The sequence below is a fragment of the Arthrobacter bambusae genome, assembly GCF_022606295.1.
In the GTDB taxonomy this organism is placed as follows: Bacteria; Actinomycetota; Actinomycetes; order Actinomycetales; family Micrococcaceae; genus Arthrobacter; species Arthrobacter bambusae_A.
Genome location: NZ_JAHHZS010000023.1, coordinates 37899 through 62006, shown reverse-complemented (window position 1 = coordinate 62006; position 24108 = coordinate 37899). Strand labels below are relative to the sequence as shown.

Annotated in this window: 21 protein-coding genes; 9 read left to right on the top strand and 12 right to left on the bottom strand. The window is 61.3% G+C overall.

The window, feature by feature from the left end; all coding sequences use genetic code 11:
- Positions 1-49 precede the first annotated feature (49 nt).
- The gene (locus KNN17_RS15810; RefSeq protein ID WP_241709939.1) at positions 50-1135 is read right to left on the bottom strand and encodes an AbrB family transcriptional regulator; all 1086 of its coding nucleotides are present in this window, start codon (positions 1133-1135) and stop codon (positions 50-52) included.
- Positions 1136-1422: 287 nt separating this feature from the next.
- Entirely contained in the window at positions 1423-2178 is a 756-nt protein-coding gene (locus KNN17_RS15805) for an alpha/beta fold hydrolase (RefSeq protein WP_241709938.1), read from the bottom strand.
- 370 nt (positions 2179-2548) lie between these two features.
- Here KNN17_RS15805 and KNN17_RS15800 point away from each other — a divergent pair, with 370 nt between their 5' ends.
- The 4 genes from KNN17_RS15800 (at position 2549) to KNN17_RS15785 (ending at position 6974) form a co-directional block, all read left to right on the top strand.
- The gene (locus tag KNN17_RS15800; RefSeq protein WP_241709937.1) at positions 2549-3898 is read left to right on the top strand and encodes an MFS transporter; all 1350 of its coding nucleotides are present in this window, start codon (positions 2549-2551) and stop codon (positions 3896-3898) included.
- 117 nt (positions 3899-4015) lie between these two features.
- A complete protein-coding gene (locus tag KNN17_RS15795) occupies positions 4016-5437 on the top strand; it encodes an aldehyde dehydrogenase family protein (protein ID WP_241709936.1) in 1422 nt (473 codons plus the stop codon).
- Positions 5438-5537: 100 nt separating this feature from the next.
- On the top strand, positions 5538-6476 hold the full coding sequence (locus KNN17_RS15790; RefSeq protein WP_241709935.1) for an NAD(P)-dependent oxidoreductase: 939 nt from the start codon (positions 5538-5540) through the stop codon (positions 6474-6476).
- A 72-nt stretch (positions 6477-6548) separates the two neighbouring features.
- On the top strand, positions 6549-6974 hold the full coding sequence (locus KNN17_RS15785) for a carboxymuconolactone decarboxylase family protein (RefSeq protein ID WP_241709934.1): 426 nt from the start codon (positions 6549-6551) through the stop codon (positions 6972-6974).
- A 104-nt stretch (positions 6975-7078) separates the two neighbouring features.
- Here KNN17_RS15785 and KNN17_RS15780 read toward each other — a convergent pair whose 3' ends face one another.
- Positions 7079-7774 (bottom strand): GntR family transcriptional regulator, encoded by a 696-nt coding sequence (locus KNN17_RS15780; RefSeq protein WP_241709933.1) that lies wholly within the window; start codon positions 7772-7774, stop codon positions 7079-7081.
- Between the two features lie 134 nt (positions 7775-7908).
- The gene (locus KNN17_RS15775; RefSeq protein WP_241709932.1) at positions 7909-8826 is read right to left on the bottom strand and encodes a helix-turn-helix transcriptional regulator; all 918 of its coding nucleotides are present in this window, start codon (positions 8824-8826) and stop codon (positions 7909-7911) included.
- Between the two features lie 203 nt (positions 8827-9029).
- Here KNN17_RS15775 and KNN17_RS15770 point away from each other — a divergent pair, with 203 nt between their 5' ends.
- Both KNN17_RS15770 and KNN17_RS15765 read left to right on the top strand, forming a co-directional pair.
- Positions 9030-9887 carry an aldo/keto reductase gene (locus KNN17_RS15770; protein ID WP_241709950.1) on the top strand — a complete coding sequence of 286 codons (858 nt, stop codon included), beginning with the start codon at positions 9030-9032 and terminating at the stop codon, positions 9885-9887.
- Between the two features lie 70 nt (positions 9888-9957).
- On the top strand, positions 9958-10665 hold the full coding sequence (locus tag KNN17_RS15765; RefSeq protein ID WP_241709931.1) for a flavodoxin: 708 nt from the start codon (positions 9958-9960) through the stop codon (positions 10663-10665).
- 22 nt (positions 10666-10687) lie between these two features.
- Here the strand turns inward: KNN17_RS15765 and KNN17_RS15760 are convergent, their stop codons facing one another.
- From KNN17_RS15760 to KNN17_RS15725, 8 genes are all read right to left on the bottom strand, one after another.
- The gene (locus tag KNN17_RS15760) at positions 10688-11692 is read right to left on the bottom strand and encodes an MBL fold metallo-hydrolase (protein WP_241709930.1); all 1005 of its coding nucleotides are present in this window, start codon (positions 11690-11692) and stop codon (positions 10688-10690) included.
- Between the two features lie 34 nt (positions 11693-11726).
- Entirely contained in the window at positions 11727-12812 is a 1086-nt protein-coding gene (locus KNN17_RS15755; RefSeq protein WP_372489690.1) for an NAD(P)-dependent alcohol dehydrogenase, read from the bottom strand.
- Between the two features lie 109 nt (positions 12813-12921).
- A complete protein-coding gene (locus tag KNN17_RS15750) occupies positions 12922-13701 on the bottom strand; it encodes an IclR family transcriptional regulator (protein ID WP_241709929.1) in 780 nt (259 codons plus the stop codon).
- Positions 13702-13729: 28 nt separating this feature from the next.
- A complete protein-coding gene (locus KNN17_RS15745) occupies positions 13730-14479 on the bottom strand; it encodes an enoyl-CoA hydratase/isomerase family protein (RefSeq protein ID WP_241709928.1) in 750 nt (249 codons plus the stop codon).
- Entirely contained in the window at positions 14476-16059 is a 1584-nt protein-coding gene (locus tag KNN17_RS15740) for a class I adenylate-forming enzyme family protein (protein WP_241709927.1), read from the bottom strand. The genes KNN17_RS15745 and KNN17_RS15740 overlap by 4 nt, the downstream gene beginning before the upstream one ends.
- Complete coding sequence (locus KNN17_RS15735; protein WP_241709926.1) at positions 16059-17255, bottom strand: FAS1-like dehydratase domain-containing protein; 1197 nt, start codon at positions 17253-17255, stop codon at positions 16059-16061. The genes KNN17_RS15740 and KNN17_RS15735 overlap by 1 nt, the downstream gene beginning before the upstream one ends.
- Positions 17256-17335: 80 nt before the next feature.
- A complete protein-coding gene (locus KNN17_RS15730) occupies positions 17336-18823 on the bottom strand; it encodes an aldehyde dehydrogenase family protein (RefSeq protein WP_241709925.1) in 1488 nt (495 codons plus the stop codon).
- Positions 18824-19057: 234 nt separating this feature from the next.
- Positions 19058-20227, bottom strand: a complete 1170-nt coding sequence (locus KNN17_RS15725) for an iron-containing alcohol dehydrogenase family protein (RefSeq protein WP_241709924.1) — start codon at positions 20225-20227, stop codon at positions 19058-19060.
- Positions 20228-20411: 184 nt separating this feature from the next.
- Between KNN17_RS15725 and KNN17_RS15720 the strand changes: the two genes are divergently transcribed.
- Genes KNN17_RS15720 through KNN17_RS15710 form a run of 3 tightly spaced genes read left to right on the top strand, consistent with a single transcriptional unit; the run spans position 20412 to position 24108 of the window.
- The gene (locus tag KNN17_RS15720; RefSeq protein WP_241709923.1) at positions 20412-21824 is read left to right on the top strand and encodes an aldehyde dehydrogenase family protein; all 1413 of its coding nucleotides are present in this window, start codon (positions 20412-20414) and stop codon (positions 21822-21824) included.
- Positions 21824-22873, top strand: coding sequence for an NAD(P)-dependent alcohol dehydrogenase (locus KNN17_RS15715; RefSeq protein WP_241709922.1), 1050 nt, complete (start codon positions 21824-21826; stop codon positions 22871-22873). The genes KNN17_RS15720 and KNN17_RS15715 overlap by 1 nt, the downstream gene beginning before the upstream one ends.
- Before the next feature lie 32 nt (positions 22874-22905).
- Complete coding sequence (locus KNN17_RS15710; RefSeq protein WP_241709921.1) at positions 22906-24108, top strand: thiolase family protein; 1203 nt, start codon at positions 22906-22908, stop codon at positions 24106-24108.

Here is a 24108-nt window from a genome sequence, read left to right as displayed (position 1 = left end):
TTCCGTCTCCGTGGCTTGCCGGCCACGGAGACGGAGGCTCCGTTTGAGGTCAAGACGCCTCATCATCATCTATGAGGCTGCGGTTTCGATTACGCAAATACCTCGCCACGAGGGGCGCCATCATGAGTGCAGCGACAAGGCGAAGAATCTGCATGGTAAGCACCAAGCCCACGTCGGCGCCTGAGCCCATCGCCACGGCTACGACAACCGGGATCCCGCCGGGGCTCGTCGCGAGGTAACCGTCCAAGTCTGAGATCCCGACACTTCTGGCGAAAACGATCCCGGCGAGCGCACACCCGACGACACCGATCACCAGTTGAATCAGAGCGAGCGGCATAAGGGTGGCGAGGCGTCGCAGGGATGAACGCGTCAGCGAAAGGCCTACCGCGAGACCGATCAGCCCGTAGGCGAAATTGAGCACTGACGGGGGAACTGTTGAACTGGGCATCAACTGAGTCAGGGAGAGGACGACGGCAACAGCCATTGGCAGGATCAGGCTCGATGCGCTGAACCGGAGATATCGTGCCATGATCAGTCCCGCCGAGACGGCGAGGGCGGTGAACCCCAAGCCCGACCAGTCGCCCATGGACGCTGCTGCCACTTGACCCGGGCTGCCCGCCCCAAGCAGCACAGAGACAAACGGCACCGAGAGCACAACGACGACGACACGCAGGTACTGGATCGATAGCACGATCCCCTCGTCCGCGTCCATCTCCTTTGCAACGGCACTCACGCCTGAAGCCCCGCCTGCGATCGAGGCCAGCATGGCGGTCGGACCATCTACATGACGTGAAAAACGAAGAACTTGGCCAGCCGCCAAGGTGATTGCAATAGTGCCCGCCACACCGGCCAGCATAACCAGCGGCCTCTGAACGACTTCGGCCACAACAGCACGATCGACCATCGCCCCGGCGCCAACGCCGACCAGGGCGAGGGAGAGTTTGCGTAGGCCGCGCGGAAACGGCTTTGGTGTTCGCAGGCCGACAGCCGCAAACACACCTGTGATGAGACCCGCGAAAAGGGGCGGAGAAGGCGCCTGAACAATGCTGAGGATCCAAGCTAGGAAAACGATCGATGCTGCGATTGCCAGCCAGTAGAGGACATCGCCCGACCAGCGGCGGGTGTCGCCCGTCATCTGCCACTCCTAACCGGCAATGGGCCGGCGACCGAGGTCGAGAGCCCGTTCCCCCAAGCTTCCTTGGACCGAGACGCCTGGGACGAGTCTTCCCACTGCCTACTGGCGTGGACCCGGTATATGTTTGCCATCATCACTCCGTTCGTATTTACGAACCACTGTTCATGATTGCGATCATATCATTGTCACTCCGGAAGTCAGGCGATGTTCGTCCCAGGATTGGAGGCGGCGGCCGAACGCGGCCGACCATTCCCGAGAGCCAGGAGCCCCGCCGCACCACTCGAGATCTAGAGGGAATCGGCGATCCGCGCCGCCTCCAGCAAAATCTCAAGCGTGCCGTCCGGATTGGTGAGCGGCGCCTCGTGGGTGCCCTCCAAGGTCCGGTACCAAAACTTTTCATCCCGGACACTGCGATCCCGCGCCCTGTCCAGGACGAAGGGCTCCGCTCTCGTCGGCAGGCATTCGACGAACATTCCCGGATGCGACCAGGCGCGCTCAGTGGAGCCCACTGGATCCCGGTAGGTCTTAATCGGCTGCGGCGTCAGCTTGGAATTCACCCAAGCAATGATGTCCGGGTCTGTTATCCCGTAATAGGAGGCATCAGACACTGGAACCGTCCAGCCGTGACCGTGGTTGCGAGCGTTTTCTTCAATCGCTGCAGCCCGCTGGGGACCAACTAGATCAAAAACGCTTTCGCCCGCACGAGGGATGAGTGCATCCACGTAGACCATGAACCTCACACGATCGGCGATCTTCTCCATCGCAGCGCTTGCCACGACACCGCCGTAGCTGTGCGCCACCAGGATCGAGTCGGTCAGGTCTTCATACTCGAATGTCGCGACCAGATCCTGAACGTGGGTATCCAGCCCGATCGAGGGATCGAGGAGATGCGAACGGTCACCCAGACCTGTCAAAGTCGGCGTCAGGACGTCGAACCCCCGCCGTCGAAGGCGGCTCGCGACCGGCCCCCAGCACCACCCGCCATGCCGGCCTCCATGGAGGAGAACGAAGGGTCTGGAATTCGAAGCAACGCTCTCAAGCACGCAATCCTCCTGATGGATCAAACGTTACGCCTTCCCTCATCAAGGGAGACGGAATTACTCGCATTCTGTGACTTGCACCACAGCGGTAGAGAGTATACTCTGGGAAGGTCAGTCAAGCCAATGGCCTGGCAGCCTTCGCGATTTTCAGGAAGGAAACAGACAGGATCGGCCACCGCCGAAACCCGCTGCAGGCCATCCCCCGCTGCCACTGCGTTGTTATCGGATCGCCCGCCTCGGCGGAAGGTCCGAACGGTACATCGGCAAATCCCGATACAGGCCCCTTCGCTTCCTAAGTGAATGAGAGCGTTCCCTGATGCGCCACTGAAGACGCACTGAGTCTGCTCAACCACCGACCTTCAATGGAGAAGACATGTCCGATCACCTTGGGGTGGACCAACTTAGCTCATCCGAAACCACAGCAACGCCCAAAGCCCGTCAGGGTAGAGGGCGGGTGCTGTTCGCCAGCTTCATCGGGACGGTTATTGAGTTTTACGATTTCGGTATCTATGGAACCGCCGCGGCGCTCGTGTTTCCGCAGGTGTTCTTTCCGGCGCTGGGTCCGGCCGCTGGCACTGTGGCCTCTTTCGCGACCTTTGGCGTAGCTTTTGCGGCACGACCGCTTGGAAGCATCATCTTCGGTCACTTCGGAGACATCCTCGGCCGTAAGCGCAGCCTGGTGGCGACGATGCTGATGATGGGAATCTCGACATTCCTTGTAGGTCTTCTGCCTACGGCGTCGCAGATAGGGGTAGTGGCGCCGCTCCTTCTCACCGCGCTTAGGATTTTCCAGGGTATTGCCGCCGGCGGTGAGTATGCGGGGGCGGTCCTCTTTGTTTCCGAGCATTCTCCTAAGGCGTCGAGGGGTTTGTGGTCCGCAGCGCCCAACCTGGGCGGCAGCGGGGCCATCATCTTGACGAACCTCACCTTCCTGCTGACCAGCCTCACGATGAGCCCGCAGGCGTTTGTGGCCTGGGGCTGGAGAATCCCGTTCCTCACCAGCGCAGTCTTGGTTCTTCTCGGCCTGTGGGTGCGTCTTAGAGTCAGCGAAACCCCGGTCTTTATCTCGCAACAGGCCCGCGGCACACGATCCCGCGCGCCGTTCCTTGAAGCCTTCCGTGTGCAGAGCCGCCAAATCTTCCTCGCCATAGGATCCATGATTTGCCTTATGGCCCTCGTCTACGTCGGCGGACCCTATCTGACCTCCTATGGCTCTAAGACCCTGGGCATGGATCAAACATTCGTCCTCGCGATTGCGACGGTCGGAGGACTCATGACCGGGGTCGGAATTCTCATCGGCAGCGCGTGGTCCGATCGCATCGGGCGTCGAAAGGTGATGATCGTCGGCGCTGCGGCAGGTACGGTATGGACTCTCGCGCTGTTCCCCATTCTCGACATGAAGACGGGATGGGCCTTCGCGATCGGCATGCCTCTGACGTCACTCATATCCGGGGTCGTTACCGGCCCTGTCGGAGCCTTCTTGTCGGAGCTCTTCCACACGCGTTACCGCTACACGGCTGCAGGGATCTCGTACAGCGTCGCCGCAATGATCGGCGGCGCGCTTCCGCCCATTATTGCTCCGATCATCATTGAACGCTGGGGCAGCCTCGCCTTTGGCTTCTTGCTGGCATTCGTCTGCCTGCTCAGCTTGCTTTGCATTGTTGCGCTCAAAGAAACGCGAAATTATGAGCTTGACCGCGTAGACACCGACGTGAAGAACTGAGAGACACTCTCAACATCTACACATGTCAACGCGAGTGTTCCCGCGGATCTAGATGGCACAGCCCGTGCCGGGATAGCAATGGACGGGAACTCGTCCCAACCCACTTGGAAGAGAGAAATGCTAAAACATACCCAGATTTTCGTGAACGGACAGTGGATTGACTCCACCGCGACGGATTCAATTGACGTCGTCAATCCTGTCACGGAGGAAGTAATCGCCACCGTTCCTCGCGGAACAGCGGTCGACGTCGACCATGCCGCAAGTGCAGCTGCCGACGCCTTTCAGGAGTGGTCGCGTTCCTCCATCGAAGAGCGAGCTCATGTCCTGCGCAAACTCGCGGACCTGATCGAGGAGCGAGCCGACGACATTACGCGGACGATCGTCTCCGAGATTGGCCAGCCGCTAGCGCAGACCGGCAATGCCCAGACCGCCACTCCGATTGCAGATCTCCGAAACTACGCGGACTCGCTCCGGGACATCGTGTGGAGAGAACCCATCAGGTCTTCAACCTCCGTGGTGCAAAGACTTCCTGCAGGGGTGGTCGGAGCCATCGGTGCTTGGAACGGTCCCCTCAGGTCGGTCGTTCTCAAGGCCGGCGCAGCTATCGCGGCTGGCTGCACCGTCGTCGTGAAGGGCAGCGAAGTCGCCCCGCTCACGTCCTTCGTTCTTGCCGACCTGGTAACGGAGGCGGGACTTCCGCCTGGAGTGTTCAACCTCGTCGCTGGGGATGGGCCTGAGGTTGGCGAGGCTATTGCCTCCCATCCGCTCGTGGACATGGTGTCCCTGACCGGATCCGTGCGTGCAGGTCAACGCGTCATGGAGCTGGCGAGTCGTTCAATCAAGCGAGTGGCGCTTGAACTCGGAGGCAAATCGGCCAGCCTGGTGTTGGAGGATGCAGACCTGGAGCACGCGATCACGCTGGGCCTCGAAGACGCCTTCCGCAACTCAGGCCAGGTTTGCGGGTCGCTCTCCCGAGTTCTGGTTCCGAAATCGAGGTTGCGCGAAGCAGAAGAACTCGCAGTTGCCAAGGCTGAGAGCTATGTATTGGGCGACCCTTACGACCCGGCAACAACGCTCGGCCCCGTCGCAAATGCGAACCAGCGCGACCGCGTGCGTTCCCACATCCAGCGTGGACTCGACGACGGCACCCGGTTGCTCACGGGCGGTCCGGAAAAACCTGAACTGCTGGAGCGTGGATTCTTCGTCAAGCCGACGCTCTTTACTGGCGACAATCAATCGCGAATCGCCAGGGACGAGGTCTTCGGACCCGTCGTTGTCTTCATTCCGTATTCGAATGAAGACGAGGCAATCAGCATCGCCAATGATTCCAGCTACGGCCTTGCCGGCGCCGTCTGGGCGGCAGACCCGGCTCGTGCCCGCGAGGTGGCGGGACGGATTCGAACCGGAAGAGTACGCATCAACGGAACTCCCATCGACATGCGGGCTCCCCACGGAGGCTTCAAGCTCTCCGGCATCGGCCGGGAGATGGGAAGACATGGGATCGAAGAGTTCCTTGAGTACCAGTCAGTGCATGGGTGACAACCGGCGCACGCAAGGTCGGTGCGCATTTTCAGCGCGTCTCCACCCCATCAAAAGCAATCATCAGCCCAACAAGGACACGTAGTCGAGGTATTACAAAATGGAAAATGAATTGAAGCTGGGCTTTATCGGCCTGGGAGCCATGGGCAAAGGCATGGCACACAACCTGCTCTCGACGGGTCATGAGCTCCTAGTTCACGATGTCCGGAAAGAGGCAGCAAACGAGCTTATTGAGCGCGGGGCCCGATGGGCAGATTCGGTTGCGGAGATCGGTCGCGAGGCGAGCGTGATTTTCACCTCATTGCCGGGCCCTCGCGAGATGGAGGCCGTCGGACTCGGCGAAGATGGGCTCTTGGCTTCAATGCAGCAAGGCTCTGTGTGGTTCGATATGTCGACGAATTCGCCCGCGACACTGCACAAGGTCTTCGAGGCCTGCCGCGCCGTCGGCGTTTCTTTCCTCGATGCGCCAGTGAGTGGCGGACCCGCCGGAGCGAGCAGCGGCAAGCTCGCGATCTATGTCGGCGGTGACTCCACGACATTCGAACAGCACCTTCATCTCCTGAAAGCTCTAGGAGACGAGGTGATGTACATGGGAGACATCGGCACCGGAACAAGCACCAAACTGGCCCATAATGCTGCCAGCGCAGCGATCCGCATCGTCACAGCAGAAGTCTTTTCCATGGCAGTCAAATCGGGTGTGGAGCCGTCCGCGCTCTGGAAGGCGCTCCGGAACGGGGCCATCGGCCGAACACGGACATTCGATCGGATGGAAAAGTACCTGAACGGAAACTATGATCCGCCCACTTTCACGGTCACGCTTGTCAACAAAGACATTGGTCTGGCGCTTGAACTTGCCAATTCGATGAATGTGCCCATGAGATGCATCGAAGCCGCATACAAGGACTATCAAGAGGCCTTGGACAGGGGGTGGGGTGCACGAGACTCACGATCCCCAATGTCCCTGCAGAATGAACGTGCCGGCGTCGAAATCAGCGTGTCCCAGGAAGTGATCCAAGAGGTTCTTACTCTCGATCCGTAAAGCCAACGTCGATCCTTAATTTGAGACTAGATACCAGATCGCAAAAACATCACGAATACATTGGAGAATCACGTGAACGAACGGGATACCGGACGTCAAATCCTCGTCGACTTGATGGGCGCCCCCTATCTGGACCAAAGGGACGAGCAGCGAAATGCCTTTAATGCTCCCCTCCAGGACTATTCCGATGAGGTTTGCTTCGGTCGAGTATGGGGACGTGACGGGATCGACAAGAAGCTCAGGAGCATCTTGAACCTTGCCATCCTGACGGCCCTAAATCGTCCCGCGCAACTCAAGCACCACCTGCAGGGGGCGCTCAACAACGGGTGCACTCCCGAGGAAATCCAGGAGATCCTCCTCCACACCGCAGTATATTGCGGGCTCCCGGCAGCCGGCGAAGCCTTCAAGGTGGCAGAAGGGGTACTCCGCGAGCGGGGACTTATTCCCGTCGACTCCTCGGACTCCACTGGCCCGGGAGCACGGGTCGACGCCTCCTGAGCGGATTCATGAGGGCCCCGGTGAGTTTTGTCATAAACTCACCGGGGCCTTCGTCGACAATGCCGATTATCAACTTCCGAAGTGAAACGGGTCTTTTGGACGCGTCAGACCTTTTTCAAATATTCGCCGGACTCCTCAGGCTGGTCACCTTCCGAAACGGCCGCCCTCCGCTTCACGAGGAACTCCCGGTGCCCTTCCATAGCCTCAATCACGCCCTGCGCGTTGCGCTGCTCAAAGTGTGGCATGAGACGGAAATGGTCTTTGTATCCGGTGGTGCTGTCAACGAGTCCGACTGCAGCGTAGGGCTCCCGAGCATCCCACAGGTAGTTCAGGAAGTGGAGCAATCGCGTCGAGCCCGTGCGCTCGAAAGCTACAAAGTGAAACTGCCGGTTCAATTCCAGGTATCGCAGACGGTCTTCGGGCGCAGTCTTCTTGCCCATCTCGTCCAACAGTGCGCGCATTTTAGAGATGTCGTCTTCAGTCAGCTTCGGGACAGCCATGAGATAGGCCTCACGCTCGAGGATCCGACGCCAGTGATAGATGTCCTCAAGATCACCTTGGGTGAGATTAGTCGTAAAGTATCCGTTGGCCCGCAAATGATCGACATATCCCCGGGCTGCCAGCGACGCAAGCGCTTCCCGCACGGGTATGTGGGAAATGCCCAGAGCTTTCGCAATAGTTCGAGGTGATAGGCGAGAACCAGGCGCATATTCTCCTTGTGCGATCGCGGTCTGGATCCGCCGGCTCGCATAGGCCACGAGGGTCTCGGGCGGTCCCTCGCCGTTGTTGGCCGTATACACATTTGCTCCCGTTGCCGTATGCCGGCGATCTGCCCTTCGACCCCGCGGGCCGCGTCCAACCCTATTTTCCCACAATATACTCTTCCGGCGGGAGCGCCCTGCAGCACAGATGAGGTTCTTGGAGCGCGGTTAGGTCAATGGTCCTGGGAGGACTTCCTGGCCTCGGACTCCACAGACTGGTCAGCAGCACCCGACTTACCGGCGGCACGCTGGTCCGAGCTCCAGCTGGCCAAGAAATCGAGCTTTTCTTGGTCACGGCTTCCCGGCTCGGCGGTATAAACGACAATCGTCAGGTCTTCTCCGGGCAGTTCGAGGGAATCGCCAGTAAGTTCGATCTCCCCGACAACCGGGTTCCTCAAAACCTTCCGTGCGGTGCGATGGAATCGCACGTCGTGTCTAGCCCAGCGCGTTGCGAAGTCTTGGCTCCCTGTTATGAGCTCACCCACGAGGGACTTCAGTGCGGAGTCGGTTGGGCTCTTCCCGGATCTCACTCGCAGCGAAGATGCGAGGTCATCGGCAATGGAATCCCATTTAACGAAGAAGTCATGCGATCTCGGATCGAGAAACACAAATCGAGCCAGATTGACGGGTAATGTCTCGGGTTCAAGGACGCCTGCATAGAGCGCGAAGCAGAGGCTGTTCGCAGCAACGATGTCCATCCGTGCGTTGCGGACATAGGCTGGAGTGCCAGACATCCCGCGTAGCACCCCTTCAATGCTCGGGCGCAGCTCTGTGCGAGGCTTTCGGGTACGCGCCGGTCGTGATGCGGCCATCGCCGCCCGGGCCAGGTTAAACAAGTGCGTTCGTTCAGCTTCATCGAGCTGCAGCGCAGAGGCTAGAGATTCCAGGACCGGCTCGGACACGCCGCGGAGATTGCCCCGTTCGAGCCGGGCATAGTATTCGGTACTCATCCCCGCGAGCATTGCCACCTCCTCCCGCTTCAGCCCCGCTACTCGGCGAGTGCCTGCAAACGTAGGGAGCCCGGCCTTGGCGGGGGTAATTCGCGCCCGCCGGGTCGTCAAAAACTCGCGGACATCGTTGCTGTAGTTCATAGAACCGACGGTACGTCAGTCCCACCTCGCGTGGGAGTCACTGTCAGTACACTTTTCGCCAGTCCGGTTTGTGAGCGACGACGCCCGGACCGGCCCTAACAGGAACTGCCAGTACACCGCACAACAGGTCCTCCCACGCGCACGCACGGACTGGTTGACTTGAATCTGTTCAGTTTCCCTGCACGTAAGGACCCATGTCTGTCATGAAGAGCGTCACCCTTAACAACGGCGTCGAAATGCCGATCCTCGGCTTCGGCGTCTTCCAGATCCCCGACGAGGAAACCCAGGCCGCCGTCGAGGCCGCCCTCGCCGCCGGTTACCGCCACCTCGACACCGCCGCCTCCTACCTGAACGAGGCCGCCGTCGGCGCCGCGATCAAGGCGAGCGGCATCGCCCGCGACGAACTATTCATCACCACCAAACTCTGGATCCAGCACGCCCCCACCGGCAGCGTCCAGGACGACACCAAGCGCGCTTTCGACAACTCACTGAACCGCCTCGGACTGGACTACCTCGACCTGTACCTGATCCACCAGCCGCTCGGGGACTACTACAGCGAATGGCGCGCCATGCAGGAACTCCACAAGGACGGCCTCGCCCGCGCGATCGGTGTCTCGAACTTCCACCCCGACCGGCTCGTGGACCTCATCGACCACAACGAGATCGCCCCGGCCGTCAACCAGATCGAGACCCACCCCTTCCACCAGCGCGCCGCCGACCAGGCATTGATGCGCGAACGCGGCGTCCAGATCGAGTCCTGGGGGCCATTCGCCGAAGGCCGCAACGAGCTGTTCACCAACCCGCTCCTCAGCGCCATCGCCGAAGCGCACGGCAAGTCCGTCGCCCAGGTGGTGCTCCGTTGGCTCATCCAGCGCGAAGTGGTCGTCATCCCCAAGTCGGTGCGGCCGGAACGCATGGCCCAGAACCTCGACGTCTTCGACTTCGCCCTCACGGGCGAGCAGATGAACCTGATCGCCACCCTGGACAACGGTGCCAGCCTCTTCTTCGACCACCGCGATCCCGCCATGGTCAGCTGGCTGGGCGGACGCAGGATCAACTAACCCATCCTTCCTTGCGTTCCCGCGGCCGCCCCGGCCGCGGGAACGCGAGGAACCGATCCGGGAGACCACCATGCCGACGAAGCTGCAAGCCATTGGCCGGCGCATCGTCCTGCGTTCGGCCGTGACGGGTCTCGGCGCTGCGATGATCGCCGCCGGAACGGCAAGCTGCAGTACAGGAGCGCCGAACAACACCATGACCCCCCAAAGAGAAACGCAGCCTGCCCAGACCACGCCCGTGCCCGGCGGCAATGGCGCGCGGGTTCTGCTCGCTTACTTCTCACGCGCCGGGGAGAACTACCACGACGGCGGACGCGTTCACCTTGACGTCGGCAATACCGAAGTGCTGGCCGGCATGCTCAGCGCACTCATCACCTGCGACGTACACCGCGTCGACCCGGCCGAGCCGTATTCCGTGAACTACGACGCCACTGTCGCGCGCAATGTCCAGGAACAGAACGAGAACGCCCGCCCGGCCATCTCAGGCCCACTGCCCTCCATCGAGCAGTACGACACGGTGCTGCTCGCCAGCGGCATCTGGAACGTCCGGGCACCCATGATCATGACCACGTTCGCCGAGAGCCACGACTTCGCCGGCAAAACCGTCCACGCGGTCACCACCCATGCAATGAGCGGGCTCGGAACCACAAAAAGGGACTACGCCCAATCCTGTCGTGGCGCGATCATCGGTGAAGGACTCGCCATCCGGGGCGAGCGGGTCCGGGACTCAGGACCGGACATCGAATCCTGGCTACGACGCAACGGGCTCCTCCAGCGCTGAACACCTCCGGCAGCGTGAGCCCCTAGGGCAAATGGAGTCCCATGGGCAAGGCACCAACGAACTCGACATACATCTCAGTTTGCGCGAGTGCTGACTGAAGACGAGTGGCGGAAAGATTTGTCCAGCCCCCGCCCCACGAGAGAGATGACGCGAGCCCCCATGTGGTGGCCTGTGGCGTGGATTTCAGTGCTTGGGCGACCTCGCCGGCACGACGGAGCACATGATCTCTGATTCGCGTCCTGCGCGCACCGAGATCGAAGAAGCGATAACCGTGTCCCGGTGCCGTCTCGCCGTCGTCGTGCTGCGCCAGTCGGTCCAGTGAAAAGAGGTACTCCCCCACTGGATTTTCCCCGCCCTGGCCACCACGGCCTATCCCAGGGTTCAGGTGTGGCAGGACATGGTCGCCGCTCAGGAGCAACCCCTCGTCGGGCAGCGAAAAGCAGACATGACCGCGGGTGTGCCCGGGAGTGTGCAGAACACGAACGGTCCGGCCGGGAATCGGCAGCACCTCACCGTCATCGAGCGGGCGGATGCGAGCCGGAATCGGGCTGGCCCCCGCAGTTGCGCTTCCCGTGTGCAGTCGCTTGCGCTCGTTCTCAGGGACCCCCCAACGCAGCCCCAATGCCTCCAGATCATCGGAATAGCGTGCATTGGACGCACCGCTGATCAGATCTTCCTCATCGTCGACGTGGAGTTGAAGAGCGAGATCGTTCTGGTCAATCAACCATGCAGCGAGGCCAAGGTGGTCACGATGCAGGTGGGTGACTGCGACCGAACGAATATCACCAAGATCGGCCCCTATCGACGACAGATTCATTTTCAGACGATCACGGTTGGACGGTGTATCCGCGCCTGGATCTATGACATGAAATCCGTTAGCGGAGTCCTCGATGACGTAGCACAGCGTGTAGGGGACGCCGGGCAGGAACGGGATGGCGAACGACCAGATGCCGGGTCGGAACTCCTCGGGATCCGGAATCCCTCGGTTGAGGTGCTGGGCGTACTGCTTGGCGCTTGCCGGTCGCATCCCACCGGACGAGATGGCATCCTGCCGCGCGGCATTAGATCGCGGCATGCTCGGCTATGACGGGAGTCTCGGCGTTTGCTTTGATCGTGCTCGTATCGATGACGAAGCGGTATCGCACATCTCCCCGGCTGAGACGGTCATAGGCGTCATCAATCGAACTCGCATCGATGACCTCGACCTGAGCTCCGATCCCTTTCGCTGCACAGAAGTCGATCATCTCTTGGGTCTCGGCTATGCCTCCGATGGAGGACCCGGCAATGGAGCGACGGTTGATGAGCAGGGAGTGGGGCACGATGCTGAGCGGTTCAACAGGCACGCCGAGATTCACGAAAGTTCCATCGACGTCCAAGAGTCGCAGGTATGCATCGAGGTCAAGTTTGGCGGGGACAGTGGAGATGATGAGGTCGAGCGAGCCTTCCAGGCCATCAAATGCGTTCGGCTCAGTCGTGGTTCGGAATTCGTCGGCGCCCAGACGGAGCGCGTCCTCTCTGGCAGATGGATTCAAATTGAAGACGATCGTGTGGGCGCCAAGCGCAGACGAGATCTGCGTGCCGATGTGGCCCAGTCCGCCGAAGCCAACAATTCCCACCCGTTTCCCGGGGCCCGCGCCCCAATGGCGCAATGGCGAATAGAGGGTGATTCCCCCGCACATGAGCGGCGCGGCCTGCTCAAGCGGGATGTTCCCGGGAATCTTCACGGCGAAGGCCTGATCGACGACGATACTTTCGCTGTATCCGCCAAATGTGCGACGGCCCCCGCGGTCGATCATGTTGTAGGCGAGAATGTGTCCACCGCGGCAATACTGTTCAAGGCCTGCCCGGCAGTAGTCGCACGTCCTGCATGAGTCCACCATGCAGCCGATTCCGGCCCGGTCGCCGATCGCGAATTTCGTCACTGCAGACCCCACGGCTGTGACAATGCCGGCTATCTCGTGCCCGGGCACGATCGGGTACATGGTGTGCCCCCAGTCGGCACGTGCGTGATGCACATCCGAGTGGCAGATCCCGGCATACGCAATCTCAATGTAGATGTCCTCAGGACCGAGCTCGCGCCGGTCAATGAGCATCGTCTCAAAAGTGTCCTTCGGCCCGCGCATTGCACGGGCAGCAACCTTGGTCAACGTCCCCTCCTTTGGGTACGACAAATCTGTCCAGGTCCGTTCGGGCCCGGCTTGCGTGTTTAGGTTTCTATCGGTCGATGCCTGAAAGCGTGCAGGCGAAGCGAACTCGCTAGAGTGCCTCGCGGGCTTTTGTAGACCGGTTTCTCCAGGAGTCCACGTGTTCAAGCAGCACCCGGCCAAGTTCTTCTGCCCTTGGTTTCATTTCGGAGGTCGGGCCGACGAGGGTGACTTCGGCGACCACTTGTCCGGATTGATTGTGCACGGTCGTTGCAATGGCGTATCGCGCTCCGCCCCTGAGGGTGTTCTGGGCGAGTCGTGTCTTCCTGATGTCGTCGAATTCGGCCAGGAATTGTTCAACAAGGTTCGCCTCCTCTGGTGTGCAGCGTCGAAAGTAGGCGTTGCGCTCAGTGTCCGAAAGCGACGCCAAGATGGCTTTGCCGCCTGCCGTGTCAAGAAGAGTGCGTCGAATGTTACTGCGCGCCCCGAATCCGCCCAGGGTTTCCGACCCTGCTTCGGAGACATAGATCAGGTGGTCACCAGCCTTGACCCCAAGGAAGGTGGTGACTCCCGTCGCCTCGTGCAGCGCAGCAACGTCGGTGTCAGTAACTAGTCCCGCGCGAATGTGGCCAGTGGCGAGGGTGAGTCCATACACCGCTGGGCCCAGGTAGAACCGGTGGTTGTCTTCGTGCAGCCATCCAGCTGCCAAGAGTCCTCGAATGAACCCGTGCACCGAACTCTTCGGGGCGTCCAAGACTCGAGCGAGTTCGGCGAAACTCATCCCGGGGTTGTAGACGACCTCTTCTACAATCCGCGTCACCCTGTCGATGGTCCGGTGGTTTTGCGGTGCGCGGTCGGAGTCCTGCGTTGGAATATTGGTCACGACAGCCATCTAACCTCATCCTGCCCATGAGTGCGATTCATCTGCCCACGAACTCAGGCTGGCGCTTTGCGACCGATGCTGCGACGCCCTCGCCGAAGTCCGCTGTACCCAGGAGGTGCGACTGGGCCGTCGCTTCCACATCCAGCGCTGCATGCACGTCTGCGACGAGTTGACGACGCATGGTGGCCCGAATGGCGAGCAATGAGAGCGGAGCGGACTCAGCGATCTCCATAGCCAGACCTACGGCCGCTTCCCTCGGGTCGGACTCGACCAGACGGTCGCAAAGGCCGATCTCAAACGCTTCAGCGCCCTGAATCGAACGGCCGGTGTAGAGCAGGTCGAGAGCCCGTTGGCGTCCGACGACGGCCGGCAGCGTAACGGAGAGACCGAATCCGTGATGGAAACCCAGCCTGGCGAAGTTCGCGGTGAAGCGGCTGTCGCCTGTGGCGACCCGGAAATCTGCGGCCAACGCCAATCCCAGTCCCCCACCGACTGCCGCTCCCTGGACGGCAGCGACGATCGGCTTGCGCGCAGTGAAAATTGCGAACGCCTGCCGATAGACGCTTCGGAGCCCATTCGCATCCACGCCACGGAGGTCCGCACCGGCGCAGAAGTGCTTGCCCTCCGAACACAGGACAATGGCGCGGACATCGGGGGCTGCATCCAGTTCGATGACCGCAGATGCGAGTTCCGCGAGCATGGCCTCATCGAAGAAGTTGCTTGGCGGCCGGTGCATCTCGACAATTGCGATGCCCCCCTCGACCTGGGCGGACACGAGTTCGCTCATGTTCCTGCTCCCCCTGTCGAAACAACCTCGGCCCGCCCTTCCGCCACCAAAGTCGCACGGTCGATCTTGCCCGCGTGGTTCAGCGGCAGCGGTTTAGTACGGATGTTCCACCGACTGGGTACAGCGAAGGAAGCCAGCCTTCCATGGAGGCCTGTGCGCAACTCGTCTGCTGTAGCGCCCGGCGCTACCACGATAGCCATTACTTCCTCGCCCAGGTCCGGATGAGGAACACCGAACACAACTGATTCGGAGACCATCGGAAGCTGAGCAAGCACCGCCTCAACTGCGGAAGGTGCGATGTTTTCGCCTCCACGGATGATCATGTCCTTCGAGCGGCCGGTGATCCAGAGGTATCCGTCATCGTCAAGATGACCGAGGTCTCCCGTGTGCAGCCAACCCTCGCTGTCTATAGAAGACTCGTCTTCTCCGATGTAACCGCTCATCTGAGTGGGGCTGCGAACAAGGATCTCCCCCGCATCGAATTCAGCGGCCGTGGCAATGGTGATCTCCACGCAGGGAAGTGGCTTTCCGGTCGTCCCAGGTCTGTCGGTGGTGTCTTTGCCTGAAGCGGCGACCGCTTGGCCGCCGTTCTCGGTCAACCCATATCCAGTGGCAATGCGCGGTTCCACACCGGGGAGGCCGGTCCGGATGCGCTCAAGGAACTCGGCATGCACGGGGGCGCCGCCCACAGTGAGTGAGCGCAACGATCGCAGGTTCCTCGTCTGGACATCGGGGTGCTCGAGCAGTCTGGACACCATGGTCGGGACTGCGCTCCATCGCCGGATCTTCCATTCTTCGATGAGGCGAAGGGCCTCCTCAGGGTCGAAGCGTCCACTGGGCATAACCAGGGTGTCGCCCACCGTGATCGCTCGGAGGAGGGTCTGCACTCCACCGATGTGGAACATCGGACCCGTGTGCAGCGCGGCTTCTCCCGTCTCCTCACCGATCTGTTGTGGCAGTCGCTTGGTGATGTGCAGGAGCATATGAAGGCCGGCCAGCAAGGAGCGGTGAGACAGCACCACTGCCTTCGGCCGGCGTTCGGTTCCGGAGGTGAAGATGATGACCGCAGGTTCGTTCTCGTCACCCTTGACTTCCGCAGCCTCCACTTCGGAAGAGCCATCGGCCGGCGCAGTCCATGAACCGGTTTCCCAGCCCGCCGGGATGCGCCTTGCGTTTCTTTCGTCCGCCAAAACGAGTGATGGTGCAATTCGGTCCAAGGCATCTTCGAGCTCATTCGGGCTCCACCAGGCGTTGGCAAGGACGGGAACAGCACCGGCCGCGACGCTTGCCCAGAAATTCGTGATCCATTCGGGACTGTTCCACCCGAGGATCATGACCCTGTCGCCGGCGCGAATACCCAGCCTCCGCAAGTCGGTTGCCTGTGCCGCTATCGCGCTCCGGAGGTCCGAGAAGCTGACGACTCTTTCACCTTGCACGATGTGAGGGCGGTGACCCCAACGGTTGGCAAAAGCAAGAAGCGAGCCCAGGCGCTGCGGACGGTTCCGGTACATGCGGAAGGGCACCCCTTCCATGTCGACGACGCTGACATCTGTGCCCCACTCATCAATAGCTGTTGACATCAAGCTTCTCCTTCCAGGGGAAGGAGCTCTGCTTCGGTGCGCTTGGGAAGGCTGACGACGGCGGAGCCCGGCATGACGTTCTGCCCGCGCTGGTTTTCGGCCCAGGTTTCGATGCGAACTACGTGGTCGCCGGAGTCGTCGATCGACTTTTCGATCACGCGTCCACCCAGCCGGACGACGTCGGACAGGTAGACGTGAGAACGGTACTGACCATGGATCGACTTGAGGAACCCTGCGTCGCCCATCCAGTTCGTCAGTGAGTGGATCTGCCAGCAGGTCCGCTGGATTCCGACATCGTAGGCCATCTGTGCGCCCTGTAGCCGCGCGGCGTAGTCGCTGTAATGCACGGAGTAAACCGGCTCAAGGGCACCGGTGTTGGGATCCCGGTAAGCCCAGCTCGGATGCTTGCGGTATCGGCGAAGCGCGACACCATGAGCGGACAACCGGGGAATCGGTGCCGCCCCGGCGGCAATGAAGGCGATCTCGTCCGTGAGGCCGATCGGTCCCTTGGTGATGAAGTCGAGCTCATCGCCGACCTTGATGTCATCCCAATACCGCGGCACAGCACCCCGGGGAGATTCGGCCAGGATCTGGTCCTCGATGGCAGCCAGTTCTTCGTCGGTCCAGGGGTGTGGGAGCTCGATCGCGCGGGACTCTCGCCGTTCCTGCATCTCGCCCCGCTCGAACCTCATCCGCGAGCAGATGAAAGTCGCAACGAGCTCGTCGTCCTGATTCCTGTATTCCTGCCGCAGGTAATCCTTAATGCGTCGTCCGCCGAAAGAGCTATCCGTTGGACCATCGAAGCCGTCGAAGACGACCTTCGCAGTGATTCGGTCCCCGACCCGGATAGGACGATGGAAGTTGATGTTGGTCTCGGCGTGGAATCCGCCGAGACCGCGCCATCCGACCTGGATCGATCCGAGGCAGCAGAAGATGAAGCTCGGCGGTGCAATCAATCCTGCATGGGGACTCGCGGTCGCATACTCTTCGTCGGTCCATAGGGGATTGTCATCGCCGATGCCCTCTGCGAAGCGGAGGATGGCCAAGCGTGTGGCGTACTCATTGTTTACGGAGGCCGCCGTACGAAGCTCGGTGCCGATGAGTGCCCGCATTTCTTCAAGCATTTCGTCAGTGAAGGTGGCGCGGACTAGTTCCGCGCCGATCTCGGCCTTTTCGGTGGTGTGGCTTGACGTCATTGTCTCCTCATTCGGATATGCGAACTATTATTCGTAGTTGCGAATTTACTAGGATTTCCTGCTTGGGTCAACAGCTTGGCTCAACTTCCCAGTTCGGCAACCACGGACTTGGTCTCGAGGTAGCTTTCAAGCCCTTCGGGCCCGTTCTCGCGCCCCCAACCGGACTGGCGATATCCCCCGGCTGGCATGTAGACGCCCCCCGCACGGTGAATGTTGATGCCGACACGGCCGGCACGAAGCCGGCGGGCAATGGAGTGCGCCGCCGCGCCGTCCCCGGTCCACACGCTCGAGGCCAGCCCATAGGGAGTGTCATTAGCCAGTTCGATGGCGGTCTCAACATCGTTGAACCGCATGACTCCGAGAACGGGGCCGAAAATTTCTTCCCGCATGAGAGCCATGGACTGGTCGACATCGACGACGACGGTCGGTTCGAAGAAGAATCCGCGGTCGCCGATTCGAGAACCGCCGCTCACCACACGACCACCGGCGTCGAGGCCCCCCTCTACGTAAGCGGTCACACGGTCGAGTTGCCTCTGCGAGATGAGTGGACCTAGATCGACGCCCGGGTCCATCCCATAACCCACCTTGAGTGAGCGGCCGATCTCCGCCACTCCTTGCACAACCTCATCGAAGACCGCATCGTGGACGAATAGTCGAGTTCCCGCGGCACACACCTGCCCGGTGTTCCAGAAAACGGCGCCGGCAACGCCAGGGATCGCTTTCGAGAGATCCGCATCCGGCATGACGATCACGGGGGACTTTCCGCCCAGCTCGAGTGAGAGCTTCTTCATGTTGGCCGTCCCTGCGTGGACAATAGAGCGTCCCACCTCAGTCGAACCCGTGAAGCTGACCATGTCCACTCCGGGGTGCTCCGCCAAGGCTGCGCCGATTGTCTCTCCGAAGCCCGTAACGACGTTGACAACCCCGTCGGGAACGCCGGCTTCTTGGAGAATCTGTCCGAGCCACAGGGCCGTCAAGGGCGTTTCCTTTGCTGGCTTCAGGACGCAGGAGCATCCTGCGGCGAGAGCGGGGGCAAGTTTCTTCGCGGCCGAGATGAGCGGTGCATTCCATGGCACGATAAGGGCGGCAACACCGACAGGCTCACGCAATGTGTATCCCTGGACGCGACGTCCGGCCGGACCAAGGTCAATTGTCCGGCCGTGGATCTTGTCCGCCCAGCCCGCGTAGTACCTGAACTGCGCGGACGCCTCGAGAACCATTGTCCGGGCTTGGCTGACGGGGATACCCATGTTGCGGCTCTCCAACTCGGCCAAGCGGTCGGCCTGCGCGCGCATGAGATCCGCGGCCCGCCAGAGAACTTCACCTCGCTCCTGGCCCGTCAGGCGCAGCCAACGCTCTTCCGCGAAGGCCCGACGGGCTGCGGCCACGGCCGCATCGACATCCGACCTTTCGGCCCGGGCAACCTCCGCGATCACCTCCCCCGTACCGGGATCCAGAGCGGGAAATGTCTCCCCTGAGGCCGAAGCCACCCATTGTCCGTCGATAAGGAGTCCAGTGTGGCCGGTCTTGATTTCGAATTCGCTTATCAGCATTTCCGGGGCAATCATGATGTCCTCTCTTGACCGCACGGGCGGTCGATCGTGCAAATTGGGTATGGGAACGCAGACTCATCGACCGTGTCGCGGAGGCCAGCCGGCCTGAAAGCCACACTGACATATACATCCCTCAAGTTCGCATATCGGAACTTAAGGACCCAAATGGGAACTTCTTTGAAGTTACTCTTCACTCCGGCGGGCGTCAATGGGCCGTATTACCGGGTCGCCAGCCCGGAGGCTGTCAAGCTACCAAGCCCCCTCGAGGAGCTTGGTTAACTCCTCGCGGCTCGCGCGACGGGGCACGCGGGTAATGGCCCAGTCTTCCATTGCATGGTCGACGACGGCGTCCAGCGAATCCCTGGCAATCCCTACATCGCGCAGCCGGCCCGGTACGCCGCGGGACCGGAGGAACTCTTCAGTAGTAGCCACAACCCGTTCCGGGGTGGACTGTCGCGAACCGCCATGGTTCAGAACGGGAGCCAAGGCAGAGAGACGGGTGCCGACTACTTCGGCATTGAAGCGCATGGTGTGGGGCAGCAGCATAGCCTCGACGACGCCGTTGGCCGTAGACGACCGAGGCCCGATTGTGTGGGACAGGGCTTGCGCGAGGCCCGTGCCCACATAGTCACTCCCCTGTCCAGCGAGGAGGGAAGCATGCATGAGGCGAAGGCGTTGCTGGGGATCAGGAGCGATCGAGTCCTCCGGGAGCCATTCGACGAGAAGCCGCAACGCATGCATAAGAAGGGCATGGGCAAGCGGGTCATCAGTGTCTGACTGCAATCCGTCAATGGACATCGCAAAGGCGTTGAGGGCCGAGGACTGAACAAGCGGCGCCGGCGCCGTCAATGCCAGCATCGGATCGAAGAAGACCCCTTGCGCGCGCGCCTTCGGATCGAAGAGGGCGAGTCGCTCGCCCGTGGCTGGGTCCCGAACTGCACAACCGGCCTTGGCATAGGCCGTCGTTGGCGTGGTCGGAACGATCCATTGGGGCACTTTCGGTGCGGTCAAGCGCGGACTGACAAGACGCCCATCCGGGCCCCGCCTCGTGCAGAGCTCCCGGACATCGGCTTGCTCGGCCAACAAAATCGACGCAGCTCGGGCCGTGACGATCGCCGACCCTCCCCCGACAACGATAATGGCGTCCGCCCGCACCTCACTAAGGAAGGATCGCGCGTTCTCGACGGCCGGCAACGGACTGTGTTCCTGTGCACCTTCGAAGCGACCCACGAGGCGATCGCCGAGTGCCGCTTCCACCTTGGCCAACGCCTCCGGGTATCGAAGCATTGAAGCGCTGCAGATGATGGCAGCCCGCTGGGATCCGACGCGCTTCATCTCGCCGGGAAGGGACGTCAGCGCCCCTTCCCCCCAGAACGTACGGAACTCAGGCGTCGCGTGGCGGAAATGCTGTTCGTTCATTCGTTCTTCCCCGATCCTGTCGACCTTGACAGCGTTGAAGTGGTTGCCGTAACGTCCCCATCATACCCATATATGAACTACTGATCGTATATAAGAACTTAAGCGCAAATCAGACCTCCTTCGGGGAGTTCCGTCCTGGGCGCTTGGACTAAGACCATGAGCAACGGCGCGAAGGGATCCCTCCATGATCGAACGCAACCAGATATTCCTTGACGGAAAGTGGACGGAATCGTCGGGGACGGAAGTCCTCGCCGTCATCAACCCGACGACGGAAGAGCATCTCGCGACGATTCCCGCAGGAACCCCGGAGGACGTCGACCGCGCTGCACGCGCAGCTGCCGCCGCCTTCCCGACGTGGTCGCAGACATCGACCCAGGAACGCGCTCTGCTCCTTAAGAAGCTGGCGGATGCACTCGAAGCCCGGGCCGAGGAAATCACCCGCACAATCGTCAGCGAGGTCGGGCAGCCGGCAAAGCAGGCTGCTACTGCCCAGACTTCCACTGCGATCGCGGATCTGAGAATCGCGGCAGAGAGCCTGGACGAGATCGCTTGGGATGAGCGCGTCGGGAACACGATCGTCCACCGCGCGCCTGCCGGCGTCGTCGGGGCCATCACGCCATGGAACGCCCCTCTCAAAATGGTGTGCATGAAAGCGGGGGCTGCTCTGGCCGCCGGTTGCACCGTCGTTCTTAAGGGCACGGAAGTCGCGCCACTCAGCTCCTTCATCTTCGCCGAAGCCGCAGCCGAGGTGGGCCTCCCCGAGGGCGTATTCAATCTTGTCTCGGGCACGGGCCCGAATGTCGGCGAGGCAATCGCCACCCATCCGCTCATCGACATGGTCTCCCTCACCGGCTCTGTGCGCGCCGGTCGGCGCGTCATGCAGCTCGCTGCGGGATCGATCAAGCGTGTTTCTCTGGAATTGGGTGGGAAGTCGGCAAACATCATCCTCCCGGACGCGGACTTGGAGACCGCGATCACCGACGGCATGGAAGACTCATTCCGCAACTCCGGCCAGGTGTGCGGAGGCCTCAGCCGGGTGCTCGTTCCACGGGCCCGGCTCACGGAAGCCGAGGAGATCGCCCGGGCGAAGGCTGACAGCTACATCCTCGGCGACCCGTTCGATCCGGAAACCACCTTGGGACCTGTGACAACTGCAGCACAGCGCGACCGCATCCGCACTTACATCCGGTCGGGGCTCGATGAGGGCATGCGCATGATGACAGGCGGCCCCGAGGCGCCGGACGGTCTGTCCCGCGGATACTTCGTGCGTCCCACTGTTTTCTCAGGTAACAACCAGAACCGGATTGCACGCGAGGAGATCTTCGGCCCGGTCGTGGTACTCATTCCCTTCGACACCGACGACGAAGCGAGCGAAATTGCGAACGACAGCGACTACGGCCTTGCGGCCGCGATCTGGAGCGGTGACGCCGAACGCGCCAAGAGGGTTGCACGGCGAGTACGTGCCGGGAGAATTCGCATCAACGGCTCCCCCATCAATCCCAGGGCGCCGCACGGCGGCTTCAAACTCTCCGGCATAGGACGCGAATTCGGCCGGTTCGGCATCGAAGAGTTCACCGAATACCAGGCGATCGGCTGATGGCGATGGTCAACGCACGAATCGCGGATGCGCCTGGCGCAAGATTCACTTCCACGACTATCGAGCGCAGGGAAGTCGGGCCACACGACGTGCTCATCGACATCCTGTTCTGCGGTATATGCCATTCGGACGTCTCCCATGCCCGCAGCGAATGGGGACACAATCAATTTCCGATTGTCCCCGGACACGAAATTGCAGGCGTGGTGTCCGCCGTCGGCGAGGAGGTCACGAAATTCTCCGTCGGGGACCGTGCAGGGGTGGGCTGTTTGGTCGACTCTTGCAGGGAATGTAGAAACTGCAGGCTCGGGCATGAAGAGCAGTGTCTCAACGGCAATACCAAGACTTACGGCACGCGGTTGCCGGACGGGTCCTCCACCTACGGGGGATACAGCGAGAAGATCGTCGTGAACGAGGACTTCGTTCTGAGGTTGCCAGAGAATCTCCCGCTTGAGCGAATCGCACCTTTACTATGCGCAGGAGCCACGGTCTACTCGCCGATGGTCCGATGGGGTGCCGGCCCGGGCCGCAGGGTGGGCATCCTTGGATTCGGCGGTCTGGGACATGTTGCTGTCCAGATCTCGAAAGCCCTCGGGGCTCACACGACGGTGTTCGACCTCTCCCTCGATAAGAAGGACGACGGAATCGCCCTCGGCGCGGACGAATACTATGCCGTAACCGATCCGAAGGCGTTCGCGGAGCTCGGCCAAAGCCTTGATCTGATCATCTCGACCGTCCCGGCGAATGTGGATCTCGACGCCTACCTCGGGCTCCTCATGCTCGATGGGGTCTTCGTCAGCATTGGCGTGCCCAGCAAGGCGCTGTCCTTGGATGCGTTTTCGATCATTGTCAACCGCAGAGCTTTGGCGGGATCCCGAATCGCCAGCATCCAGGAAACGCAGCAGATGCTCGACTTCTGCAGCGAACACGAGATCGGCGCGGTAGTCGAGGTGATCGACGCCTCCCGCCTCGATGAGGCCTACGACCGTCTCGTCGCCGGCGACGTGAAGTTCCGTTTTGTGCTCGACACCGCTTCGATGGCGAACGGATGACCAGGGGACCTCTCATGGAAAGCAGACAAAAAGTGACCACACCCACGAATGTGTACTTCGTCGACGGAGTGCGGACCCCCTTCGGCCGCGCCGGCGAAAAAGGGATGTACCACAACACCCGCGCGGACGACCTTGCCGCCAAAGCAATTGCCGGACTCATGGCACGAAACCCCGATGTCCCCGCCGAACGCATCGACGAGGTCATCATTGCCGCGACGTCCCAACAGGGAGACCAGGGCCTGACTCTCGGCAGGACGGCCGCGCTTTTGGCTGGACTTCCGGAGTCTGTCCCTGGATTCGCCATCGACCGCATGTGCGCCGGCGCCATGACGTCCGTCACGACCGCCTGCGGGGGAATCGGCATCGGCGCCTACGACTTTGCCCTCGCCGGCGGCGTCGAACACATGGGCCGCCACCCCTTCGGCACTGTCGTCGACCCCAATCCCCGCCTGGCCGCCGAAGGGCTGGTCTCGCCTGAGGCATTGAACATGGGAGCAACCGCTGAGCGGATCCACGACCGTTTCCCCGAACTAACGAAGGAGCGCGCCGACCGTTTCGCAATGCACAGCCAGCACAAAACGCACACCGCATATCAAGCAGGCAAGATCCAACCCGATCTCGTGCCGGTCGCCGTTACCGACTCCGACGGAGCTATGTCTTTAGCCGTGGAAGATGAGGGACGGCGACCGGAGACAACCATGGAAGGACTAGCGGGCCTACGGACACCGTTCCGACCTCACGGCAAGGTCACGGCCGGAACATCATCTCCCCTCACTGACGGCGCAACCATCAGCCTTCTGGCAGGCAGCAGAGCCGTTGAAGAATTCGGACTCGCCCCCAAGATGGGACTTGTATCGTTCGCATTCGCCGGCGTCGACCCCGAGATCATGGGAATCGGGCCAATCCCATCGACGGAGAAAGCCCTCCGCAAAGCCGGCCTCACTATCGACGACATCGGCCTCTTCGAACTGAACGAAGCGTTCGCAATCCAAGTGCTCTCGCTCCTCGACCATTTCAGCATTGAAGACGACGATCCCCGTGTGAATCCCTGGGGCGGCGCCATTGCGATGGGGCATCCCCTCGCTGCAACAGGTGTACGGCTCATGACCCAACTGGCCGCTCAGTTCGCAGAACGACCGGACGTGCAGTACGGACTCACCGCCATGTGTGTAGGGCTCGGACAAGGCGGCTCCGTGATCTGGGAGAACCCGCACTACAACGGAAGGCGGAATTGA

Excerpts from the sequence above, each read along its gene's own strand:
- KNN17_RS15735 (WP_241709926.1), bottom strand. The coding sequence starts at position 17,255 with ATGACGTCAAGCCACACCACCGAAAAGGCCGAGATCGGCGCGGAACTA.
- KNN17_RS15715 (WP_241709922.1), top strand. The coding sequence starts at position 21,824 with ATGGCGATGGTCAACGCACGAATCGCGGATGCGCCTGGCGCAAGATTC.
- KNN17_RS15810 (WP_241709939.1), bottom strand. The coding sequence starts at position 1,135 with ATGACGGGCGACACCCGCCGCTGGTCGGGCGATGTCCTCTACTGGCTG.
- KNN17_RS15720 (WP_241709923.1), top strand. The coding sequence starts at position 20,412 with ATGATCGAACGCAACCAGATATTCCTTGACGGAAAGTGGACGGAATCG.
- KNN17_RS15770 (WP_241709950.1), top strand. The coding sequence starts at position 9,030 with ATGAAGAGCGTCACCCTTAACAACGGCGTCGAAATGCCGATCCTCGGC.
- KNN17_RS15790 (WP_241709935.1), top strand. The coding sequence starts at position 5,538 with ATGGAAAATGAATTGAAGCTGGGCTTTATCGGCCTGGGAGCCATGGGC.
- KNN17_RS15725 (WP_241709924.1), bottom strand. The coding sequence starts at position 20,227 with ATGAACGAACAGCATTTCCGCCACGCGACGCCTGAGTTCCGTACGTTC.
- KNN17_RS15795 (WP_241709936.1), top strand. The coding sequence starts at position 4,016 with ATGCTAAAACATACCCAGATTTTCGTGAACGGACAGTGGATTGACTCC.
- KNN17_RS15800 (WP_241709937.1), top strand. The coding sequence starts at position 2,549 with ATGTCCGATCACCTTGGGGTGGACCAACTTAGCTCATCCGAAACCACA.
- KNN17_RS15765 (WP_241709931.1), top strand. The coding sequence starts at position 9,958 with ATGCCGACGAAGCTGCAAGCCATTGGCCGGCGCATCGTCCTGCGTTCG.
- KNN17_RS15745 (WP_241709928.1), bottom strand. The coding sequence starts at position 14,479 with ATGAGCGAACTCGTGTCCGCCCAGGTCGAGGGGGGCATCGCAATTGTC.
- KNN17_RS15775 (WP_241709932.1), bottom strand. The coding sequence starts at position 8,826 with ATGAACTACAGCAACGATGTCCGCGAGTTTTTGACGACCCGGCGGGCG.
- KNN17_RS15730 (WP_241709925.1), bottom strand. The coding sequence starts at position 18,823 with ATGATTGCCCCGGAAATGCTGATAAGCGAATTCGAAATCAAGACCGGC.
- KNN17_RS15740 (WP_241709927.1), bottom strand. The coding sequence starts at position 16,059 with ATGTCAACAGCTATTGATGAGTGGGGCACAGATGTCAGCGTCGTCGAC.
- KNN17_RS15750 (WP_241709929.1), bottom strand. The coding sequence starts at position 13,701 with ATGGCTGTCGTGACCAATATTCCAACGCAGGACTCCGACCGCGCACCG.
- KNN17_RS15760 (WP_241709930.1), bottom strand. The coding sequence starts at position 11,692 with ATGCGACCGGCAAGCGCCAAGCAGTACGCCCAGCACCTCAACCGAGGG.